Annotated in this window: 19 protein-coding genes and 2 pseudogenes; 14 read left to right on the plus strand and 7 right to left on the minus strand. The window is 59.5% G+C overall.

Annotated elements, in window-relative coordinates:
- Positions 1-44 precede the first annotated feature (44 nt).
- The 4 genes and pseudogenes from NKI25_RS20295 to NKI25_RS20320 all read left to right on the plus strand — a co-directional run bounded on the left by NKI25_RS20295 (position 45) and on the right by NKI25_RS20320 (position 4,102).
- On the plus strand, positions 45-1,049 hold the full coding sequence (locus NKI25_RS20295) for a substrate-binding domain-containing protein (RefSeq protein ID WP_023676588.1): 1,005 nt from the start codon (positions 45-47) through the stop codon (positions 1,047-1,049).
- A gap of 210 nt (positions 1,050-1,259) precedes the next feature.
- Positions 1,260-2,312, plus strand: a complete 1,053-nt coding sequence (locus NKI25_RS20300) for a Gfo/Idh/MocA family protein (protein ID WP_352587563.1) — start codon at positions 1,260-1,262, stop codon at positions 2,310-2,312.
- Between the two features lie 306 nt (positions 2,313-2,618).
- Positions 2,619-3,111: pseudogene (locus NKI25_RS36480) on the plus strand (IS66 family transposase); the annotation flags it as partial.
- Between the two features lie 847 nt (positions 3,112-3,958).
- On the plus strand, positions 3,959-4,102 hold the full coding sequence (locus tag NKI25_RS20320) for a transposase domain-containing protein (protein WP_301942484.1): 144 nt from the start codon (positions 3,959-3,961) through the stop codon (positions 4,100-4,102).
- 682 nt (positions 4,103-4,784) lie between these two features.
- Here NKI25_RS20320 and NKI25_RS20325 read toward each other — a convergent pair.
- The 6 genes from NKI25_RS20325 to NKI25_RS20350 form a co-directional block, all read right to left on the minus strand.
- Positions 4,785-5,045 (minus strand): pyocin activator PrtN family protein, encoded by a 261-nt coding sequence (locus NKI25_RS20325; RefSeq protein WP_352579555.1) that lies wholly within the window; start codon positions 5,043-5,045, stop codon positions 4,785-4,787.
- A gap of 1,027 nt (positions 5,046-6,072) precedes the next feature.
- Entirely contained in the window at positions 6,073-7,128 is a 1,056-nt protein-coding gene (locus NKI25_RS20330) for a lipocalin-like domain-containing protein (protein ID WP_352999189.1), read from the minus strand.
- Entirely contained in the window at positions 7,118-9,526 is a 2,409-nt protein-coding gene (locus tag NKI25_RS20335; RefSeq protein ID WP_352999237.1) for an ABC transporter permease, read from the minus strand. The genes NKI25_RS20330 and NKI25_RS20335 overlap by 11 nt, the downstream gene beginning before the upstream one ends.
- Positions 9,526-10,182 (minus strand): ABC transporter ATP-binding protein, encoded by a 657-nt coding sequence (locus NKI25_RS20340; RefSeq protein ID WP_031211739.1) that lies wholly within the window; start codon positions 10,180-10,182, stop codon positions 9,526-9,528. The genes NKI25_RS20335 and NKI25_RS20340 overlap by 1 nt, the downstream gene beginning before the upstream one ends.
- Positions 10,183-10,553: 371 nt before the next feature.
- On the minus strand, positions 10,554-10,739 hold the full coding sequence (locus NKI25_RS20345) for a DUF3606 domain-containing protein (protein ID WP_023676578.1): 186 nt from the start codon (positions 10,737-10,739) through the stop codon (positions 10,554-10,556).
- Positions 10,740-10,789: 50 nt separating this feature from the next.
- Positions 10,790-11,164, minus strand: coding sequence for a DUF1488 family protein (locus tag NKI25_RS20350; protein WP_023676577.1), 375 nt, complete (start codon positions 11,162-11,164; stop codon positions 10,790-10,792).
- A 411-nt stretch (positions 11,165-11,575) separates the two neighbouring features.
- Here NKI25_RS20350 and NKI25_RS20355 point away from each other — a divergent pair, with 411 nt between their 5' ends.
- From NKI25_RS20355 to NKI25_RS20400, 10 genes and pseudogenes are all read left to right on the plus strand, one after another.
- Complete coding sequence (locus tag NKI25_RS20355) at positions 11,576-12,013, plus strand: hypothetical protein (RefSeq protein WP_352587573.1); 438 nt, start codon at positions 11,576-11,578, stop codon at positions 12,011-12,013.
- 640 nt (positions 12,014-12,653) lie between these two features.
- Entirely contained in the window at positions 12,654-12,968 is a 315-nt protein-coding gene (locus NKI25_RS20360) for a co-chaperone GroES (RefSeq protein WP_023676575.1), read from the plus strand.
- 50 nt (positions 12,969-13,018) lie between these two features.
- On the plus strand, positions 13,019-14,662 hold the full coding sequence (gene groL / locus NKI25_RS20365; RefSeq protein ID WP_352999190.1) for a chaperonin GroEL: 1,644 nt from the start codon (positions 13,019-13,021) through the stop codon (positions 14,660-14,662).
- Positions 14,663-14,704: 42 nt separating this feature from the next.
- Positions 14,705-14,779: pseudogene (locus NKI25_RS20370) on the plus strand (NADH-quinone oxidoreductase subunit D-related protein); the annotation flags it as partial.
- Positions 14,780-14,828: 49 nt separating this feature from the next.
- The gene (locus tag NKI25_RS20375) at positions 14,829-15,194 is read left to right on the plus strand and encodes a 4a-hydroxytetrahydrobiopterin dehydratase (RefSeq protein ID WP_023676573.1); all 366 of its coding nucleotides are present in this window, start codon (positions 14,829-14,831) and stop codon (positions 15,192-15,194) included.
- A 734-nt stretch (positions 15,195-15,928) separates the two neighbouring features.
- Positions 15,929-16,342, plus strand: a complete 414-nt coding sequence (locus NKI25_RS20380) for an Imm8 family immunity protein (protein ID WP_352999192.1) — start codon at positions 15,929-15,931, stop codon at positions 16,340-16,342.
- Positions 16,343-17,214: 872 nt separating this feature from the next.
- The gene (locus NKI25_RS20385) at positions 17,215-17,346 is read left to right on the plus strand and encodes a hypothetical protein (RefSeq protein WP_352999194.1); all 132 of its coding nucleotides are present in this window, start codon (positions 17,215-17,217) and stop codon (positions 17,344-17,346) included.
- 143 nt (positions 17,347-17,489) lie between these two features.
- A complete protein-coding gene (locus NKI25_RS20390; protein ID WP_352999196.1) occupies positions 17,490-17,927 on the plus strand; it encodes a PilN domain-containing protein in 438 nt (145 codons plus the stop codon).
- Positions 17,928-17,929: 2 nt separating this feature from the next.
- Entirely contained in the window at positions 17,930-18,340 is a 411-nt protein-coding gene (locus NKI25_RS20395) for a hypothetical protein (protein ID WP_352999198.1), read from the plus strand.
- 21 nt (positions 18,341-18,361) lie between these two features.
- Positions 18,362-18,970 (plus strand): hypothetical protein, encoded by a 609-nt coding sequence (locus NKI25_RS20400; protein WP_352999200.1) that lies wholly within the window; start codon positions 18,362-18,364, stop codon positions 18,968-18,970.
- Here the strand turns inward: NKI25_RS20400 and NKI25_RS20405 are convergent.
- Complete coding sequence (locus NKI25_RS20405; protein WP_352999202.1) at positions 18,867-20,054, minus strand: hypothetical protein; 1,188 nt, start codon at positions 20,052-20,054, stop codon at positions 18,867-18,869. The two genes, NKI25_RS20400 and NKI25_RS20405, sit on opposite strands and share 104 nt — an antisense overlap.
- Positions 20,055-21,023 lie beyond the last annotated feature (969 nt).

Consider the following 21,023-nt stretch of genomic DNA (forward strand, 5'->3'; position numbering starts at 1 on the left):
AAGCCGTCGGGGATAGTGGACGTCAAAACAAAGTGGAGGAACAGGTGAAAAAATACATTCTGACGGCGGCCGTGGCGTTTTCCGCGCTGATGGCAGGGCAGGCCTATGCCCAGCAGAAATACGTCTTCGCCCTTGTGCCGAAGAACATGAACAATCCTTTCTTCGACCAGGCTCGTGACGGCTGCAAGAAGGCCGAAGCCGAATCCAGCGGCGCGATCGAATGCATGTATATCGGCCCCGGCGAGCATGGCGGCGGCGAGGAGCAGGTGCAGATCGTGCAGGACCTGGTGGCCAAGAAGGTCGACGGCATCGCCGTCGCCCCGTCGAACGCCGCGGCAATGGCCGTCGCGCTTCAGGCCGCCAAGGAAGCGGGCATTCCCGTGCTTACCTGGGACTCGGATGTGCTACCGGAGAACAAGGACCTGCGTGTCGCCTATATCGGCACGCACAATTACGAAATTGGCGTCAACCTCGCCAAGATCGTGCAGACCATCAAGCCGAAAGGCGGCACCATCTGTATCCAGTCGGGCGGAGCTGCCGCGGCCAACCACAATGAGCGCATGAAGGGTATACGCGATACGCTGGCCGGCAAGGAGTCGGCCGCCTCGCCAGGTGATGCCCTGACCGGCCAGAACGGCTGGACGGAAGCACCGGGCTGCCCTCTCTATACCAACGACGACTTCCCTCTGTCGGTTCAGCAGTTCCAGGACTTCATGGCGAAGACGCCAAACCTCGACGCCTTCGTGCCGACAGGCGGCTTTCCGCAATTCATACCGGATGCGAATCGCGCTGCGGTCGAGCCGTACAAGGATAAGATCGCCAAGAAGGAGCTGGCTCTGGTCGTCGCCGACACGCTGCCGGTGCAGATGGACCAGATGAAGGAAGGCCTGTCGCTCGGCCAGGTCGGACAGCGGCCGTTCGAAATGGGCTACAAGACCATGCTGGCGCTGAAGGACATCAAGGACGGCAAGCCCGCGCCGGCCGACCCGACCTACACCGGTCTCGACGTCTGCACCCCCGAAACCGCCGACACCTGCATCGGAAAGTAGGCGGGGGGCGCAACTCTGCGGCGGGCGAGGGATGACTCTTGCCCGCCTTTGCCCCTGAGAGGCGACAACAGACCCATCGAGCGACTGGCTCAAATCGACCGCTGCCGTCAGGCCTCAGAGACGCTCCGCTGGCCACGGCGTGACCATTTTTAGACGAGTGCCGGGAGTGATCCCATTCGGGAGGAGCAATTGAGAAAGATACGATATGCCGTGGTGGGCGCGGGCTGGATCACACAGGAAGCCTTTATGCCCGGTGTGTCCCAGACCGGAAACTCGACAATCACGGCGATCGTCAGCGGCTCGGCCAAAAAAAACGCCGCCAAGCTCGCCGAATTCTACGGCGTGGAACACGTCTTCAGCTATGAGCAGTACGACCAGATGCTCGCATCGGACGTCGCCGATGCAGTTTACGTGGCATTGCCGAACTCCATGCATGCCGACTATGCGATCCGAGCCCTGAGAGCCGGCAAGCACGCGCTCGTTGAAAAGCCGCTGGCCACGACCGAGGCGGAATGCGAGGCGATGATCGCCGCCGCCAATGAGAGCGGAGCGTACCTGATGACGGCGTATCGGCTGCACAACGAGCCCGGCACTGTCGAGGTGCTGGAGCGCATCCGCAGCGGTGAGATCGGCGATCCCCGCATCTTTGCCGCGGTCTTCTCCTTCGTAGCGTCGTCCGACAATCACCGCCTCAAGGCCGCCTATTGGGGCGGTCCCTTGCAGGACATCGGCGTCTACTGCCTGAATGCCGCGCGCCATATCTTTGCCACTGAGCCGATCGAGGCAGTCGCGGTAAGGAGTTTCGGCAGCGCCTCAGTCGGGGAGGTAGAGGAAAGCATTGCCGTGACGTTGCGCTTCCCCGAGGGCCGGCTTGCACAGTTCATTGCCAGCTTCGGCGCGGACAATTCGGATTTTTACCACGTGGCCGGAACGAAGGGGAGCGTAACGGCCGACCCTGGCTTCCGTTTCGAGACTGCCGTGCAAATGAAGCTTCGGCATGGCGACATCAGAACGGAAAAGACGTTCCCGCAGACAGACCATTTCGCCGGACAGACCGCGTATTTCTCCGACTGCATCCTGAATGCACAACCGCCTGAAGCCGACGGTGGAGAAGGATTTGCCGACGTGCGCGCCCTGCTTGCCATTGAGCGCGCCGCCAGCACCGGTCAGCCTCAGAAGATAGACACGCCGGCACGGCAGGTTCATCCTACTGCGGATATGATCCGCATCTTGCCTACAACGGACCAGCGGCTGCTTCTCTGACGCGCTTTCGCCCGCGGAGCCGGCCAGGATTCATTGCGAGAAGCGTCTCACGAAACGGCATCGCGTACCGCGTTGTACCGTGCAACCGTTCATGCGGAGGCAGTCACGATCTTGTTTCCGAACGTGCTCGACGGGCTGCGCTGGGTGAAATTCATCCAGGCGGCCGCCGACTCGCACGAGGCCGGAAAAGCCCGGACAACCGGCTGGCTTGACTGAACGCATTGGAATAATACGGAGGTCAACTTGAGTATACGCGTTGGAATTATCGGCGTAGGGGTAATGGGTGCGGATCACGCGCGGATGCTCGCATCACCTCAAGCCCGGCTTGCCGCCCGACGGGAGCATTCCGCGCCCTTCATCGCTGCCCTGAAACCATGGTTCGAAAAGCAGCTATCGATGATCTCCTCCGGCTCTGGCCTGGCCGAAGACATCCGGCATGGGCTCGGCCACTGGCAAGGCCTGACCCGCTTCCTGGACGATGGCCGCCTGGAACTCGACACCAACCCGGTTGAAAACGCGATCAGGCCAGTATGCCTGACCAGAAAAAAATGCCCTGTTTGCAGGTCACGAAGTCGGGGCCGAAAATTGGGCGCTGCTCGCCTCCATCGCCACCTGCAGGCTCAACGACGTCAACCCGGTCGCCTACCTCGCCGAAACCCTCGACGCCATCATCAACGGCCATCCGCAGACCCAGATCGAGGAACTCATGCCCTGGCGATTCCGAAAAACGTCAAGCCCAAATCCACAGGCGATCCGCGAGGCGCTCACCCTAAGTTTTATCATTGACGGTCTGACTTGACGTCTGGCCCGAGGGCGGCGTTCGCTACTATTCCGAAACTTAAGGTTTCGCCCTACCGCGTAATTGGGGTCGGCTGTCTTAAGAGGGCCGCTGCCCACGGTGCCTACTTCTTAACGCATTGGCGGACTGGTGCGGCCGAGCAAACTTCGCCCACGCCGCAGTCCAGGTCGCGTGAACAAGGTTTCGGCATTTGCGGTGGCTCCAGCGTGACGAAGGGCGTTCTCGGCTCTTCCCCCGGTCTCGCCGTTCTCGGGAGGAAGGCGCCGGGATCACCGAGCGACTTCACATATCGATAGAATGACCGAATGTCGCTCTCCGGCATGACGCGAACGTTGTACCAAGGCATCGGCGGCAATGTGCGAAGTGTCTTGATGTAGGTTACATACCCGTCTTCGCTAAGGTCTTGCGCGCTCCATCTCAGATTGCTTGCATACGTTGTGCCCCACGGCCCCCGCCAACCTATTACTTTCCCTCTCAATGCCTTGGTGGGGTCGAGTGCGCCTTCGGCTTCCCTGTAGCCGTCAGTATGGCAGTCGTGACAGCTGCCGATGATGGAAACCAGCCGTCCTCTCTCGACAGACACCTCCTCTGCCGCAAACGCTGCCCCCGATGCTGTCAATATTGCTGAGCCAACCAGGAGCTTAATGAAGTGCATGGTAGCCTCCAGCGCCCTCACACCGCTCGCTCAAAGCCAATAACAACGTCGAGACTTTACCACAATTTTGAAAGTTGGGGTGGGGAAAGCAACGGATCGTTGGAGGCAATAGTCCCTAAGAGGCTCCTGGGACACTGTCGACAATCGCAGCACAGCACTACGTTCGACAACTGGGCGCTGCTCGCCTCCATCGTGGCCACCTGCAGGCTCAACGACGTCAACCCGGTCGCCTACCTCGCCGAAACCCTCGACGCCATCATCAACGGCCATCCGCAAACCCAGATCGAGGAACTCATGCCCTGGCGATTCCGGAAAACGTCAAGCCCAAATCCATAGGCGATCCGCGAGGCGCTTACGCTTCCACCGCAACGGTCTCGCTGCTTTCGCCCCTGCGCACCGAGATCAATTCGGGTCTGTCGCGAGGAACGGCCTATCCCGCGGACTGGCGTCCTCGCTTCACCGATGCCTATCGCCTGCAGGCCCAGGCCTGGATCCATTCAATACTCAGCGGAATTCCGGCCGGAGCAAGCTGCTGGACGGATACCGGGCTGCAATCGCTGCCGAGGCGGGTCTGCAATCACTATCAGAAGGGCGAAAGGCAGTTATTGGCGCAATGAGTAAGCCAGAACTGTACAAATAGCTGACGGCATTTGAATTCATAATGACCTCGGCAGCCGACTAATAATCTTCTTTTTCAGGCCCCTCCCGTCAGCGTGTTCCACGCAGCCGGTGCGCTGCTTCGGCTCGTCGCAGGGACACGTGCGTGTTCTGTAGGATCATTTCGAGAAACGCCTCGTTTGATACTGCAAAGTTGTACCATCGTGTCCAACATCAGATGGGACGCAGTCCCAACAAACATGCAGTTCAGACAGTCGATTACGCGTCTTTGTTGAAGTGGTGCTGTACCAAATGCAGTACCGGCCTTGAAACGGTTGATCCAGTTCGTCGCTCATCAGGCCATAAGCCGCGGGCGGCTGTGTACGGCAGGGCTGAACGAAACCTCATTCACGCTCCCTCGCTACTCCGTGAGACCCCTCATTTCCTTTCTCGCAGCCTCAGTCCGGAACTCAAGGTATTTGGCCAAATCGGCGAGATGGACGCCCTTGGCACACTTCTGACTGTCCTCGATCCGCACGAGCGGAAGGGCAATTTCCCCCATGGAAATCTTTCGGACCAACTTCGGCGGCGTCAGGTGGGAGAAATAGTCTCGGCAGACCTCATCGATCGGGATGATGGCCTTGCCACCATACTGAGCCATCAAAAGCAGTGCTGTGTTCATTCCAGGTTGCTATCCCTGTTAGGAGCTTGGCAGACTAGCAAGCCGCCCAACGGGTTCAACGGCCGGGCAGGGGGGCGCGTGCAAAAGGGTGGGCGCGACCTAAGCAACGGCCGGGGCGTTCAAGTCGCTAGAGGGATACCGCCAATACAGTGCTGTGACCGAGTTCGTTTGCTGACGGGCTTCTTAATCGGCGCAAATCGGTCCGACTCCAACCTCCGCAACCAGTTCCAGCATAAATCACTAATAGTCGCGATCTGATCAAAGCCCCGCCGGAAAAAACGGCAAGGCTTTTCCCACGGCAGGTTTGGCGAAGCGCGGAAGGGCACTCTGCCGCCCAGAGTAAGCGGCCTGCACGGTGAAGACGAGAGGGACGCTTTTCCAAGCGCGGAGTTCGAATCCCTCCGAGCCCACCAAGTCGCCTCCCTGCAATGCTGGCCTGGACCTGTCAAATCGTCACGTTAATGATGTCGGTATCGGTGGTTGCGTGTCCCCGCAACCACTTCTGTCATAGTACGATAACCGTCTCGGTCTAACCGAGGCGGTTTTTTCGTGTGGCGAGTTTGAAAATGTCTGGATTGCGTGAGGCCGTGAGGCCGGGCATTAAGGCGCATATTTTGCGGGAAGGCCTTCATGAACCTCAATCATCGGCAGAATGCGCCGTGCAGCGTAACCATCCGGTGTGGACCGCGGCAGACGCCGTTTCGCGTGTTAGACTGCTTGGCATGGAGATCGACACCGACAAGATTGACGCGTGCAGCGGTGGTGCTTCGACGTAGAAATCGGAAAACACGCTCGCGGCAACTCTGCACTACGCAGATGCGCGCCCATCTCCGGCCACGCAACATCGATCCGCAATTCGGAGCCATGTAGTGGTAGGTGGCGGCGCAGGACCGCTACATCGCCAGAGCCATTACCTGAGATAGTGGGTTTGAGGTGGTGGTAGAGGGAAGGGCGCTGGAAACTAACCTTCTCCATTTTCGGCAATTCGCCAACCGTCGCGATCTCGCGATTGAGCAGTGTCCTCCAGTCACTCATAGCCTGTCATCTCGAGATAGCCGCGCCCGGCATGGGTGCCCTCAAATCGGATCGGGCCTTCCCAATAGGGAGAGCGTGTGTCCATCCAGGCTTCTGGGTTTAGCGTCCGGATGGTCACATCCACTCCGTTTTCCGGCAATTGCACCCTCCAGCGGATCGGCACGCTACGTCCCGCGACTGCCGCCGTTTCGAGCGGCGTCACCCTTAGGGCGCCGGGGGCCTGCGGCTGCGGCCTGCCGTCGGCCTTGATCCATGTGGCCGATGTAAAGCCCGCGCCTCCGTCGCGCAGGCGAAAGCCCATCATCTTTTCGCCGCTGTCGAAATGCAAGGAGAACCAGTCCCACCCGGTCTGATCCTCAGCCAGCGGCTGCGAGGACCATTCGTGGTCCAACCACGCCTGACCGGACACCGCGATCACGCCCGCCGGAAGGGTCAGTGTACCGGTCACGTGGTAGAATGGTTGCGAGTAGTAATAGCTCGCCTGCCCCTTCTCGGATTTCACCGAGTAGCCCTGCACTCCCTGCGGCACCAGAGGGCCTTTGGCGTCCAGTGCCAGTTCGTAGGAAAACGCCTGTCCCGCCGCGTGCAGATCGAGCGCCGACAGCGCATCCGCCTCTGGCAGGGCCCGACCTGCCATCTGCCAGTTGTCAATCCAGGCCGCCAAGGGTGCAGCCGAAACCCCCGCCTGGCCGATGCCGCCCCGTGCCAGCCGTTCGGCCACGAATTGGCGCGTTCGCGTCGTCAGCCCGGCGTGGCCCATCCAAAGCTGCGGACTGGACCAGCCGGACCGCTCCACCGGGGCCAGGGCGGATCGGAAAAGAGTCCATTGCACGCCATAGTCCGCTCCATCCGCAGCTTGCAGGTTGGCCGTCAAATACCACCATTCGATCCGGTAACCGGGGTGCGGGCCGTGGTCTGCCGGAAAGTTGAATGCAGTCCCCGGCTGCGGCACTGAAAACCCGTCAGCCTCTGTGCCAAGCCCAGCAAAACCCTGGCCAAAGGCAGGTGCGGCCAAGCTCATGTAGATCAGCAATGCTCTAACGCTCATGTGCAAATACCTTCAGCAAATCCGATGGCGAAAGACGCGCCAGCCGCCAGGCAGGCACGGCGGCTGCAAGTCCGGCCGCCAGCAACGCGAGCGCCGCCAGCCGCGCCCAGTCACCGGGAAAAAGGTGCATCGGCAGACGCCAGCCAAAAGCCTCCACATTCACCACCGCCAGTAGAACAAAGGCGAGCCCGATACCTACAGGCAGAGCGGCCAGCATGGTCAAGGCTGCCAACAACAAGCCGCGCCAAAGCTCCAGCCATACGAGGTGGCGGCGGGGCAGACCCATGGCCCAGACCGGCGCCAGTTGCGGTAGGCGCATCCCCGACACGGTCATGAGGCTCGCAAACATCGCCAGCCCCGCGACTCCCAGCGTCAGCACATTCAGCGCGGCTGTCACTCTGAATGTGCGCTCAAACACTTTGAGCGAAAAGACCTTGATCCCGGCCTGGTCAATCACGTTCTGCGCGGGCAGCCCGAATTCCGCCCGCAAACCCGCAGCCAGTGCTTCGGCCTTGCCAGGGGCAATCCGAATGGCATAGCGCAGGCGGGAGACGTCAGGATAGTGCTGGAGCAGTGTGTCGATCCCGATGATCACTTGGCCGATCGGGTTGCCATAGTCGGCATAGACGCCGACGATGCTGGCCCGCCAGCCACCGGGCAGCGTGATCTGGTCCCCTAAGCCCAACTCCTGGCGCCGCGCCAGTTGTTCGTTGATCAGGGCGCCGTCGCCTGTGGCGATCCGGTCCCACACCCCCGGCACTGCAGAGAGGATCGGCCAGTTCTCGCGATAGGTGCCATGATCGGCCACGCCGTATATTGCCGCGGGCTGGCCTGCGACCCGGCCCTCAATGCTCCAGATCGGCAGGACCGCGTCGCTGCGCTGGGCCAGCCAGTCGCGTATCGCCGTGGCCTCTGCTTCGGTGCGGGCGGTCACGTAAAGCTCTGAGGCGAGACGCTGATCGAGCCAGCCGGTGAAGGTCAGCCGAAAGCTCGACACCATCGTGCTGACGCCCACATTGACGGCCAGCGCAAGCAGCAGTGCCATTAGCGCCAATGACAGGCCGGGAAGCTGTTGACGCGTGTCGGCCCAAAACCATTCAGCCAATGGTCCACGCGCCAAGCGGCCGCCAAGGTGCAATATCCCCGTCAGCACGAGCGGCAGCGCCAGTGCCGCCCCCAACAGCAGTGCCGCCAGAAGCGCAAAGCCCGCCTCGAGGCCGGATCCGAAGTGTGCAATTCCCGCCGCCGTCAACAGGAGCACCATCGCAGCCACGCCTTGCGCGCGCAGGGCCCGCTCCGAAGCCCGCGCCCAGGCCCGAGGCTGGGCCGGCGCAAGCAGCGGCAGGTGCCATAGCCGCCAGAGGCTTTGTGCGGCCGCTACCAGCGTGCCGATTACCGCGATCGCCAGCCCCGCTGCCCACACTGCGGGGCGGATCGACAGCGTTCCCGGCACATCGGCCCCGTAAAGTCCGCGCAGGGTGGCGGCGACGTCGGGCAAAAGGGCCGAGGCGACTACATAGCCAAGTGCCACGCCCACCAATCCCGCGAGGAGGGCGAAGATCAGCAGCTCGGCGATCAGCAAAAGGACCAGCACGCGGGCCGGCAAGCCCAGTGCGCGCAGCGTGCGAAACACCGGGCGGCGCTGTTCAAAAGCCAGACCGATGGCGGAATGCACGATGAAGAGCCCCACCGCAAAGGCAAGAAAACCGAAAGCCGTCAGGTTCAGGTGAAAACTGTCGGTCAGCCTGGCAAGATCCCCCGTTTCACTCGGCTCGCGCAGGGTCAGGCCGGGGGCTGTCACCTCTAGAGGGGCACGGCCAATCGGTTGGTCCGGCCAGAGCAAAAGACGAGAGATCTTGTCCTTTGCCCCAAGCAAGACCTGCGCCTGCCCGATGTCGGTGAGGACTGTGCCAGGCGGCAAACCCTCGGCCACGCGCACGGGAGGTGTTGCTTGCTCGGTTAGTCGTGCCGCGGTTTCCGGAGTTGCATAGAGCACCCCGGGCGCCGTGATGAACGGCAATAGCTCATCACCCACTGCAACATCCACCTGCTGCGCCTGCGGCGGCAAAGTCAGTGGGTCAATGCCGAGGACGCGCAACCGCACATCCCCAAACCGCATTTCACCTTCAATCACCGGCGAAGCCAGCCAGCCTGCTCGCCGCAGTCTCACAAACACCTGTTGATCCATCCGGGTCCCGTCCTCACGCACCAGTTGCGCGAGCCGGTCCTGCCCAAGGATCGCCGCTGCACGGTCATAGCTCGCCCGCGCCTCACCGTTGATCGCCTGAATCGCTGACCACAACGCCGTTGCCAGCGATAGCCCCAAAAGCAGCATCGCCAGTTGGACAGGCCGCCTGCGCCAATGCGACAAGAGCGCTGACAACCCGGTCCACACCATCAAGCCAGCCGTCCCGCGTGCAGGTGAACGTGGGCGTTCAGCCGGTTTGCCAGACGGTTGGAATGGGTAACCATTAACAGGGCGGCACCCGTTTCAGCCACCAGCGACAGCATAAGATCGAGTACAGCGTCCCCTGTTGCCTCATCGAGATTGCCCGTGGGCTCATCGGCCAAAACCAGCCGGGGCCGAACGGCTAGGGTCCGCCCAATCGCCACCCGCTGTTGTTGCCCACTCGACAGCTGTTCAGGGTAGCGCGTTAGGACCTTGGCCAGGCCCAGCCGTTCAGCAAGGACCTTCAGCCACGCCGGATCAGGACGGCCGGCAAGTCGAGCCTGAAAGGCAAGGTTGGCTGCCACATCAAGCGAAGGGATCAGGTTGAACTGCTGGAACACAAGTCCGACTGTTCCCCGCCGCAGGGCGGCAAGGGCCGTATCGTTCAGCCCCACAATATTGGTACCGCCAAGGTGGATTTCTCCCGCATCAGGGCTGTCGAGCCCTGCAACGAGGTGCAAAAGCGTGCTCTTGCCGCTGCCAGACTCGCCGGTCAGCGCAAGGCTCTTGCCCGCCTCCAGCGAAAGATCGATCCCGTGCAGAACATGCAACGGCCCTTCGCCAGTGGGGTAGAATTTGTCGATCTGGTCCAGCCTCAGCAGCATGTTACTCCCCGGAGGCCCGCGTGCTTCTGACACGGCATGCCAGTGAAATAGCGCCAAACAACGACCCCTTTCATACAGCCTCCAAACCCACTGCCTTAATTGGACAATGGTTTTCTTCAGAGGCTCGCGTTTTGCATCTAACGCGACCTCCACTTGGAATTCGATGTACAATTACGATCTAGAGCGGTTCTCAGCTAGGCGGGATAGGCGTTGACCGTGCCGTCGCAACTCACTCTCCAAACGGAACTGGAGCGCTGCCTTCAATTCCTCAGCAGTGCCGATGCCGTTGCTGAAAAGCGCCATGATTATGCCTGCAGCCTGGTCACACTCAGGCGTGCTTGGCTCTATGCCAGCCTCACGGGAATACGCGATCAAACCTTTCGGGCAAAGAGTTCCTCTTCGATCTTTGCGCGGTTGTTTCCATACTTTTTTACCAGCCTGAGGGCATCAGCCCGTTCGAGATGGTGCTTCTTCATGAGGTACCCGACTTCATAGTCTTCGCCACCGTCGACCCGTGCTCTGTCTTGCGGACCACGCTTTGACTTGTCGTCTGCCATGACAACCTCCATGGGCGATCGCCTCGCCCAAACGTGTCAAGGATAATCCTCTAATCGACGGGGACAAGGACGTAGTCGCCAACCATGTCGAAACCGCACAACTCCGCGGTCGCAGGGATAAGCCGATCCCTTACGGGGAACGCTTTGCTCGTCCGCCGTTCGAAGCGTCGAGGTCTTCTGGGCTGGTACACGTTCTTGCGGCCGTGGGAGGAAGCTTTCCGCGCGACATCACGAATGGAGTCCCTTGATGCATCGAAGGTCGCCAAATAACCCGCTTCGGCTGTGGCTGCTTCCGGTTTTGCGTTCGCGAGCGCTTCAATCTCAATCAAGAACGGCATTTCAAACATGCCATCGTAGCCGAGAAAATGGAGGTATTGTCCGGCCTCGTCGTAGCTGCGGCTTCGGTTCGGAAAAGTCAGCGCCAAGGTTGAACATACCTCAAGCCGTCAAGAACCGCGTAGCGAACGTCTGTTGCAGGCTCGCGGCCTTGCGTCTCTTCGCATTGTGCGCGTTCAGAATTACGGCGGTTTCGAAGCTAAACTGCCACTCGCTTGATCCCGCTGCCCGGCCAGCGATGGAGCCGGGCTACTCCAGCACAGACTCTGCCGTCGATCACCTCGATCGGCACGGACTCCAGACCGACATCGTCGAACAGCCGCGCATTTGACCGCGTTCGCCAAATTAATGGCCGGATCTTTGCGAAGCCTCCGCATTTTTGTGGGGGGAAGCCCTCCCAGCATCATCGTGATTGGACTTCACGATCGGTCGGAGTCACGCTGGCCGCAGGTATAAGAAGGATATGGGTGGGCCAACTATCGTCCGAATAGGAGGCTAAAATGAAGCACCAGACGGTTGAGCAACTGCAGATCGTCGCCGAGATCGATCAGGACTACCTGCGCCAGGCCATGTCGCGCAGCGAACGTCTTGAACGCTGGGCGGAGCTCCTTGAACGGAACCCTGACCGGCGACTCTCGACGCTACACCAAACCGAGTATCAGCCGGTTAGATCACGCGGGGCCATGCGCGGCGACGGCTCGCCGATCTCAGTCGCTTTCGAGGATCCTGTCCTCCGCGCCGCCGGGTTGGAAAGCGACAACTACGGCGAAGCGAAGCGGTTCTTCGAACTGACCGACAGGCAATTGCATGAGATCATCTGCTATTGTCATTTCGGCGCGACGGTGAGCGCCGTAACGGCCGCCCGTCACATCCGTGCGGCGATTGCCCGGAGACAGCCCGGCATGTTCGCTCGGATGCGTGAGGCGTTCGTCGGATAAAGCCGGAGCCGTTTCGCAGCATCATTTTTGAAGCGGCTCGCATGGAAAGCCGCCGCCGTAGCGCGGGCAAGCGCTCCCCACGCGGGGAGGCTGCGTTGCATGAGGGGGTGCGGCTTTCCGCAGGAGCACGCCGACGCCCCTCCTGCATCTTTTCCATCCGAACCGGAAAGATCCCAATGCTGCCAGTACATCCGTGGTCAGCGCCGTGGTTCAAAGGCTCGAACAGAGCGACATGCGCGCCGGATAAGCGCTATACATTCGCTGTCGAAAATTCGGTGCTTCATGGTGGGTCGAAGGTCGCGGACCTATGTCGATCGGGACCGGGAAAGCCAAATCGTGCCAAATTTTCGCGAACTGTATATATCTCTCGATGCACATTCAATCAAGGCTCGATAAGTTTGTCTCGTAATTGCGGATTAATATAGTCTGTTGTCGGCAAAATTAAGAGGGATGAATTACAATAAAATTGCTTATGGCTCCGCCTTTCGGACGGCCAAAAGCGCCGGTAAAAACGACTGATTTCATTTCAAATATTTTCGGTTTGAGGAATTAAAAATTTGGCACTCCTATCATTCGAGTGCCAAAGGGGCTATGTTAAGTGTTGCAGTCGCTCTATGTGCGGCGGCAGAAAGAACCCCCAATGAAATTCCGGCCACTCCACGACCGCGTCGTCATTCGGCGCGCGGAAGGCGATACCAAATCCAAGGGCGGGATCATTATTCCCGACACCGCCAAGGAAAAGCCTCAGGAAGGCGAAGTGATCGCCGTGGGCCCGGGCTCGCGTGACGAGAGCGGCAAGCTGATCCCGCTCGACGTCAAGGCCGGCGATCTCATCCTGTTCGGCCAATGGTCCGGCACCGAGGTCAAGATCGACGGCGAGGACCTCCTGATCATGAAGGAGAGCGACATTTTGGGCATCGTCGAGAAGATCAAAGCGGCCAAGAAAGCCGCCTGACCGGGCGATTTCCGATCCCGCAATTTCAAGACTGAACTGGACGTAAAATCATGTCTGCCAAGGAAATCAAATTCTCCACCGACGCGCGTGACCGCATGCTGCGCGGCGTCGAAATCCTCAACAACGCCGTCAAGGTGACGCTCGGCCCCAAGGGCCGCAACGTCATCATCGACAAGGCCTATGGCGCGCCGCGCATCACCAAGGACGGGGTGACGGTGGCCAAGGAAATCGAGCTCACCGACAAGTTCGAAAACATGGGCGCACAGATGGTGCGCGAAGTGGCCTCGAAAACCAACGACCTCGCCGGCGACGGCACCACCACCGCCACGGTGCTGGCCGCTTCCATCCTGCGCGAAGGTGCCAAATTCGTTGCCGCGGGCATGAACCCGATGGATCTCAAGCGCGGCATCGATCTTGCTGTGGCTGCTGTGGTGAAGGACATTCAAGCCAGGGCCAGGAAAGTCAAATCTTCGGACGAGATCGCCCAGGTTGGTACGATCGCCGCCAATGGCGACGCGTCGGTCGGCGCCATGATCGCCAAGGCGATGAACAAGGTCGGCAATGAGGGCGTGATCACCGTCGAAGAAGCCAAGACAGCCGAAACCGAACTCGATGTCGTCGAAGGCATGCAGTTCGACCGTGGCTATCTCTCGCCTTATTTCGTCACCGATGCCGAGAAGATGCGCGCGGAGCTGGAGGACCCTTACGTTCTCATCCATGAGAAGAAGCTCGGCAATTTGCAGGCGTTGCTGCCGATCCTCGAAGCTGTGGTGCAAAGCGGTAAGCCGCTGCTGATCATCTCGGAAGACGTCGAAGGCGAGGCGCTAGCAACGCTGGTCGTCAACAAGCTGCGCGGCGGCCTCAAGGTCGCAGCCGTCAAGGCGCCAGGCTTCGGTGACCGGCGCAAGGCGATGCTGGAAGACATTGCCGTGCTCACCGCCGGCCAGATGATTTCCGAGGATCTCGGCATCAAACTCGAGAACGTCACGATCGACATGCTCGGGCGGGCTAAGCGCGTGCTCATCGAGAAGGATACGACGACGATCATCGACGGCGCCGGCGAGAAAGCCACCATCCAGGCGCGCGTCCAGCAGATCAAGTTGCAGATCGAGGAAACGTCCTCGGATTACGACAAGGAGAAACTCCAGGAACGTCTCGCCAAGCTGGCTGGCGGCGTTGCTGTCATTCGCGTCGGCGGCGCGACCGAGACGGAAGTCAAGGAAAAGAAGGACCGCATCGATGATGCGCTGAACGCCACTCGTGCAGCCGTGGAAGAAGGCATCGTTGCCGGCGGCGGTGTTGCGCTTTTGCGCGCCAAGGCAGCTTTGACTGAGCTTACTGGCGCGAATGCTGACATGACGGCAGGTATTTCGATTGTGCTGAGAGCACTTGAAGCGCCGATCCGCCAGATTGCCGAGAATTCCGGCGTTGAAGGTTCGATCGTCGTCGGCAAGCTCTCCGACAGCAAGGATCACAATCAGGGCTTCGACGCCCAGAACGAAGTCTATGTCGACATGATCAAGGCCGGTATCGTCGACCCCGCCAAGGTCGTTCGGACGGCCCTGCAGGATGCCGGCTCGATTGCCGCGCTCCTGATCACCGCTGAAGCAATGATCGCGGACATTCCGCAGAAGGTTTCGCCCGCTATGGGTGGCGCGGGAGGAATGGGCGGAATGGGCGGAATGGACTACTGAGCGGCGCCTGAAACTATAGCCAGGACGACGGAAGGCCAGCGACGCGGGCACATGCGAGCCGATATCTCGGCGATCATCGGTTCGCTCGACATCGTGTTCGGGGAGATCGATCGATAGGCTCGTCGCTGTCGTATTTGCTGCTAAAAATGGTCTTGGAGACAAGAACATGACCGACACTCTTGCCGAGAAAACATGTACGCCTTGTCGCGGCGGCGTCCCGCCGCTCACGCGTGATGAAGCCCAACGCTTCCAGGCACAGGCTCCTGATTGGGAGCTGGGTGACGATGCCCACCGCATCCAGCGGAGCTTTCGATGCCGCAATTTCCGGGACGCGCTCACCCTTGTTCAGGAGATCGGTGAGCTCGCCGAAACCGAGGGCCATCACCCCGACATCAGCTTCGGCTGGGGTTATGTGACGGTTTCCCTGAGCACCAAGAAGATCAAAGGACTGCACGAGAACGATTTCATCATGGCGAGCAAGATCGATCGGATGCTCGATCGCGCGGGGCGGCCCCTCGACCGCCAACGGTGACACGGCAAATCCATTGCCAATCAAGTGAGGTCGTTTATGCCACACATCCGTACCGACGATCAGCCCGCAACTCAGATCACTGTTATCGAGCCCGAACCGGACAAGCAGGCCGAGGCATGTCCGTCGTGACCGAGCGAGCGCGCTTTATGGCGCGCCAGCCTGGGTTCATCTCAATCAGCCTGCAAACGACGGCACATCCGTGGGCAGAGAGCCGGGAGGTCCCGCCGGCATCACAAACCAGCTACCAAGCTTGGCTACAAAGGACAAAAAGTGCGATTGCACAAAAGTAGCTGGGTGGGACTTTAATAAATACTATGGACCCGCCTCGAAAAGTGAGATGGATGACAACGGGATCAAAACGGGGACTTTGCTAGAAAAACTACGTGCCCTAGAAAACGTTCGTTCTAGAGTAGTAAATTTAAGAAATAAGTTATCTTACAAAATACAAACGCAACTAAGAATGAAAGACGGCCCAAACACTCGAAGCGTAACGGGGGTCTATTCTGAAAGTGATGTTATGGCGGTCGGTGTTGAGTATGTGGGCCCAAATTATACGGTGAGCAGACTCAAAAATGGGGCCATACGCCTAACATCCGCGGACGGACTGCGGCAGTTCAGAGGCCCAACGGCCAAACAAACAACAACGCCAGCTGGCGAATTTCGTGCTAGAACAGGCTATCAGGCGAATTTCGATGCGAGAACGCCCGACAGCAGTACATTCAACAGGAACGTGCATGTCGACGTCGAAGCACCATAAAATTAGGCTACGCGTAGCGTTCGGAACGTCCGTAGACCTGCCCTCCAACTATCAAGTTATAGATCTTGAGGAAGAAGAAGGGTATGAAGCGCCTGACCCAAGCGATGTTGTTTTTCAACTTTCCCTTGATATCGGAATCGAAGGCTCGAATAAGACCGATATTTTTCAATGTGTGATCGCTACGGAGCGAAACAGGCGATTGGTAGAGAAAGAACCTTATGTCATAGTTCTGAAAGAATATAGGTATGATGCTTTTCGGAAAGCTATATTGAATATTATTAAATCATGCGAGGCGGAAACTTGGTATGATTGTCTCTCCTGCCTTAGGCGGCATTTTTTGTGGGAGTACGAGGGCATGTATAGAGAGGAAGACCTAAAGAAGATGAACTAACTGTTTTCCGTTCTGATAAACGAGCCGGACAAATGAATTATCAACGAATCACGTTGACAATTAGAATTAAGGTGACAGTGCACTTCTTGTGTACTTGCTCGGCTGCCGCTGTGTGTTGATTGACCGCATGGCTCGACTTAGTGCCGCGTCGCCGATGTCGGCATTTGGACGTAGTGCCCGATGCCGAAACACGTGCACCTGATCCTGGCACTGGCCGACGTGGATGGCCTGCGGCGCGCGCTTGCCAAAGTGCACCGCGCCTATGCGAGGACAATCCACCTACGGCAAAAAGAGAGCCGGCCCTATCGGGCAAGATCGCTTCGGCGCCGTTGCCCTTGACAAGGGTTAGCTACAGAATCCAGAATGTTCGCTCGTCGTCACAATCAGTCCTCAACCAACGAACGGCGCCTATATCAGCTAACAAACGCTGTGGCCAACCAACGTTGCGCACTCTCGCCGATATCCGCGTCACACCAGCAACTGTAATCTCGGTCTGAAACCTCGGCCGAGAATCAGCTGGGGTGGCGGGCGGCGATCTTGGCAACACTCAACGAGCAATTCCTGGATTTCTTAGACTGGTGGCTCGATGAGCTGCGAGGGATCTGGACCGGGTTAGTCTTAATCAAAAGCGCTCTTGCAGCGGCGACTGGATAATCAACATAGCGGACGACAGTATCCGCGTTCGCGAAGCAGATGCGCTCGAATTTCAATCGATCCCGTTGTCGCTCACGGCCTCATCGGACGAGATTCTTGCACTTCTGCAGACTGGCCCTCGGCGCAAACGTCCGATGTTCGGAATCCAAATTCAACCGGGGCTGTTTCTGACGCGGCAACTGGCGGCGCGACGGCCGCCGCTTCGGCAGGCGAGGAGCATGGCCGAGCTCGACCTGCTGGCGTCAACGCCGATAGACCCGACGCAGGTGCATATTCTTTTTGGCGAGCAAGTAGAGCAGGACTGTTCCTGCTACGTGGTGAAGACCAAGACACTGGCGGCCGTTGTGTAAGCGATTCGTAGAGCCGCTGGAACGGTTGGCAGCCCATCTGTGACGGATGGGAATCGAACCCAACGCGCTGATCGCCTCAGCATGGCTGCCGTCTTGCCACCGACAAAATGCGACCGTCGCGCGAGGATCGCCTGGACAGCGGCGTGTTCAATCTTGCTGGCGCAGCACTTTTCACCTTCGGTCATGCGCAATGGCGTTATTGGCAGGCCGACACGGAACTCGACGCGCAAATCGCCGATGCTCAGGTGCAGGCCAAGGCGGCGCGATCGTCGCTGCAGAAACGCCAGGCAAACATCGAGCAGGTCGAAAGAATCGGCAACGAGAAAAAGACATCCATCTCTCTGGTTCGCGTCTGGGCAGAACTGACGCACCTGCTTCCCGATACGGCCCGGCTGACTGACCTGTCGACCAAAGGCGGCGACCTGACCATCACCGGCTTTTCGACCTCCGCGGCTGAGTTGATCGGGCCGCTGGACGCATCGCCGCTGTTTGCGGCGCCCGAATTCGCAGCGCCAGTGGTCAAGGTTCCGGGCCATGATGGCGAGCGCTTCACCATCACCGCAAAGATCGGAACGCTTTGATCATGCTCTCCACCATCCTCAACGCGCGCCCGATGGTCCGCCGCCTCATCGCTCTGGCCATTGCGGCGGCGGTAACCTGCACCGCCGGCTGGATGGTGTTCATCACATTTGACAGCATCGCCTTGGCAAGGGCTGGGATTGAGGAAAAACGAGAGATTCTCGGCCAGTTGCAGGCTGTGGCAGCGCTGGCGAAACGCGTCAACAACGAGAAATGCGGTGACAATGCACTTTTTGCCATGTTCGCGCGGCTATCGCTTTCAGCACCGCTTCCTCATGGAGCAACGTCCTTTGCTCTCCAAAATCGCACGCGGCTCCGCCTGACGCCAGCTTACTGCCCTCTTCTATCCACCTGTGGACAGACGCGAAATAACGCCACCAATTCCAGCGCCCATCCCCAAGACGCCCTAGACTAAAACCTTAGGGGAATCGGGCGGATGTCGATCAATCTGAGTAATTGCGTCGTGTTGTGCATGCTGCTCGCATGCGTGGGCTGCACGTCTCCGTCGGGCAAGGATTTTTTCACCGAAACCGTTGATAGCCTGCATGCAAAGAACTCGCCGCTGCGGGCGGGATATAACGCTTCCCATCCCCTAACTGCGGCAGGTGAAGCTCAGCGTTTTTCCGGTGCGCAGTATCAGGGCTCCGGCAATTTTGTGTCGTCTGGCGCGCCAATCGCCCAGGTGACGGCCGATGGTTCCGGCCAATTCGAGCTCAATCTGGTCAACGCACCCATCGCACAAGCGGCGAAAGCCGTGCTCGGCGACGCGCTGCATCTCAACTACATCGTCAATCCGCGCGTGCAGGGGACGGTGACGCTGCAGACGTCGCAACCCGTATCGCAGGATGCGCTGGTCGATATCCTGGAATCCGCACTTGCCGTGAACAATGCCGGCATTACCGAGCGCGGCGGCAGCTACCAGATCGTGCCGCTTTCCGACATCATGTCCCGCTGTCTGGCTCATCCGTCAGACGGGAAGCGCTGGAGAACGGCGCCTGGTCGTAGGTCAGCTTGTAGGCGCCGCGCAGCGCGCCAGAGACCGTGACGCCGATGGCCTTGATGCGCTGGCTGGTCTCGGAGATGTCGCGGCCATTGCCCATCAGGATCAGGTCGGGCCGCGTCTCCAGATAGAATTTTACGACAGTGCCGTTGTAGCTGATCGTATCGGGGTAACAGACCGGGCTTGCCGGGCAGGTGTAGGTGTAGGCGACGCTGGTGCCGTTGGTGTCGGCGACCGAGGTCAGCAGCCAGCGATAGTTTTGGGCCAGGTCATAGGCCGGCGTGCCGGCAGGTGGCGTCAGGTTCGCGACGGCAGCGACCGAGCGGAAGGTCGAGACGGTGCCGTCGCGATCCGTCACCTTCCATTCATTGGTGGTGCTGTTCAGCGCAATGCGGCGATAGGATTCATTCTCCGTCGCATGCGTGCCGCCGGTCGAACACGACGGCGACACCATGCCGGCGACACAGGCGACCAGTTGTTGGCCATCGAGCAGATAGATGTCGGTGGCATCGAAGGCCGGCATGCCATAGCCCGGGCTTGCCCGCTCGATGACATCGAAACCGCCGAGACCCCAGGCATAGCCCAGCCAACCCTGGTAGAGGGCACCTAGCTTGGTTCTGCGCGAAGAGTCATAGTTGAGCGCGATCGACGGCTCAATGCCGTGAAAGTCCGGGACGTCGATGCCGATGGCATAGCCCAGATTGCCATTGCCTGAACTCTTCGGCAAATCGACTTTGGGCGTGCCGATCGCCTCGGGATCGCCGCTTGTGGTGGTCGTCTCGGTCGTCGCCGCTGCTGGTTCCTCGGGTGCGGCTTCTGTGTCGGTCGATTGATCGGTCGTTCCTACTTCCGCCGCCGCGTCGGGAGCCTCAGTCGCGGGCGCAGCATCTCCCGTCGCGGTTGCTGGGGGCGTTGCGCCCGCATCATCAGTGCCGGAGCCTGATCCCGAGCCAAGTGCTGCCCCGCCATTGCCAAGGCCCTCACCGGCGCCAGCGTCTGGCGAGGTCCCTTGCGCCTCCTGCGCAAAGGCCACCATCCCTGCGGAGTTACTAATATAAGCAACGAAAGATGTATCTGCGCCGAAAACGCCGGCGGCAAGCAATGCCGCACCAACAAGCAACTTGTTCATGATTCCCCCGAGCCCAAGTTGCTTACCTCTAGTCAGTTGCCGCCAAACGAATACGACACCGCATCGTCATAATGGGAATATCCACAGGGAAATTTTTAAGAGAGGTGAGCGTATGAGAGATTGTCTCTGAACAACCAGGACGCCCTAAGCCGATCTGCGGGGCGCCCATCAGCCGCTGTTTTGATTGATCAACCATAGCAGCGCAGACTATTGCCCTTACGGAGGTCGCTGACGCTCACGCGCTAGTTCCGAAAGAAACTGCGAAGGACCAGGACCACGGGGCTCGTTTCGTCTAGACCGGCGCCCCAGGCATCCTCTCCGTTAGCGCCGGTTAGCGTACGGGCGATGCTCCCAGCTTCGAGATTGAGCCATTACGAGCTTAAATATCGGCTCCGCATTGAGCGATACAGATTGAGATACAAACTGTGATACAATCCGGTACGAAAATGTCAGAAAAGGCCTTTAAATCAACACGAGAACCGGTGCGGCGATGCTTCTCGACCGCACCATCAAATTCGAAAGCGGAATCTCTTACACGTTGAACTTCGAGCACGGCGGGGAGCGTCCTTGTCGGGGCACGTGCCCTTTGCCTGATTACGATCGCGAGTTTTGCCCATGCGAAGAGGCCATCGGCGGGCATGGCCATCTATCGATAGGCGCACATGATTATTCGCGCACCAGGCGTCCGGTCGCCCACCAGATCACCGACACAACAATGATTGATGCGTAGCCGTCCACGGCATAGTGCCAGCCAGTGAACACCGATCCGTACAGGATCAGGGCTGCAAAGGTCCAACCGAGAACGAGCCGGCGCTGGGTGTGGTTCGAGGGGCAGCTCGATCTCGACCCTGATCGGATGGCTCATGGCCTATGGTCCAGCGACGACCAAGGGTGGCCCGGTAATCTCCATATCGAATTAGCACCTTTGCGCTTGCCTTGAAGGCATTCTATCCTGGACGGTAGTATCCG

It is taken from the genome of Mesorhizobium sp. M0808, assembly GCF_040320025.1.
In the GTDB taxonomy this organism is placed as follows: Bacteria; Pseudomonadota; Alphaproteobacteria; order Rhizobiales; family Rhizobiaceae; genus Mesorhizobium.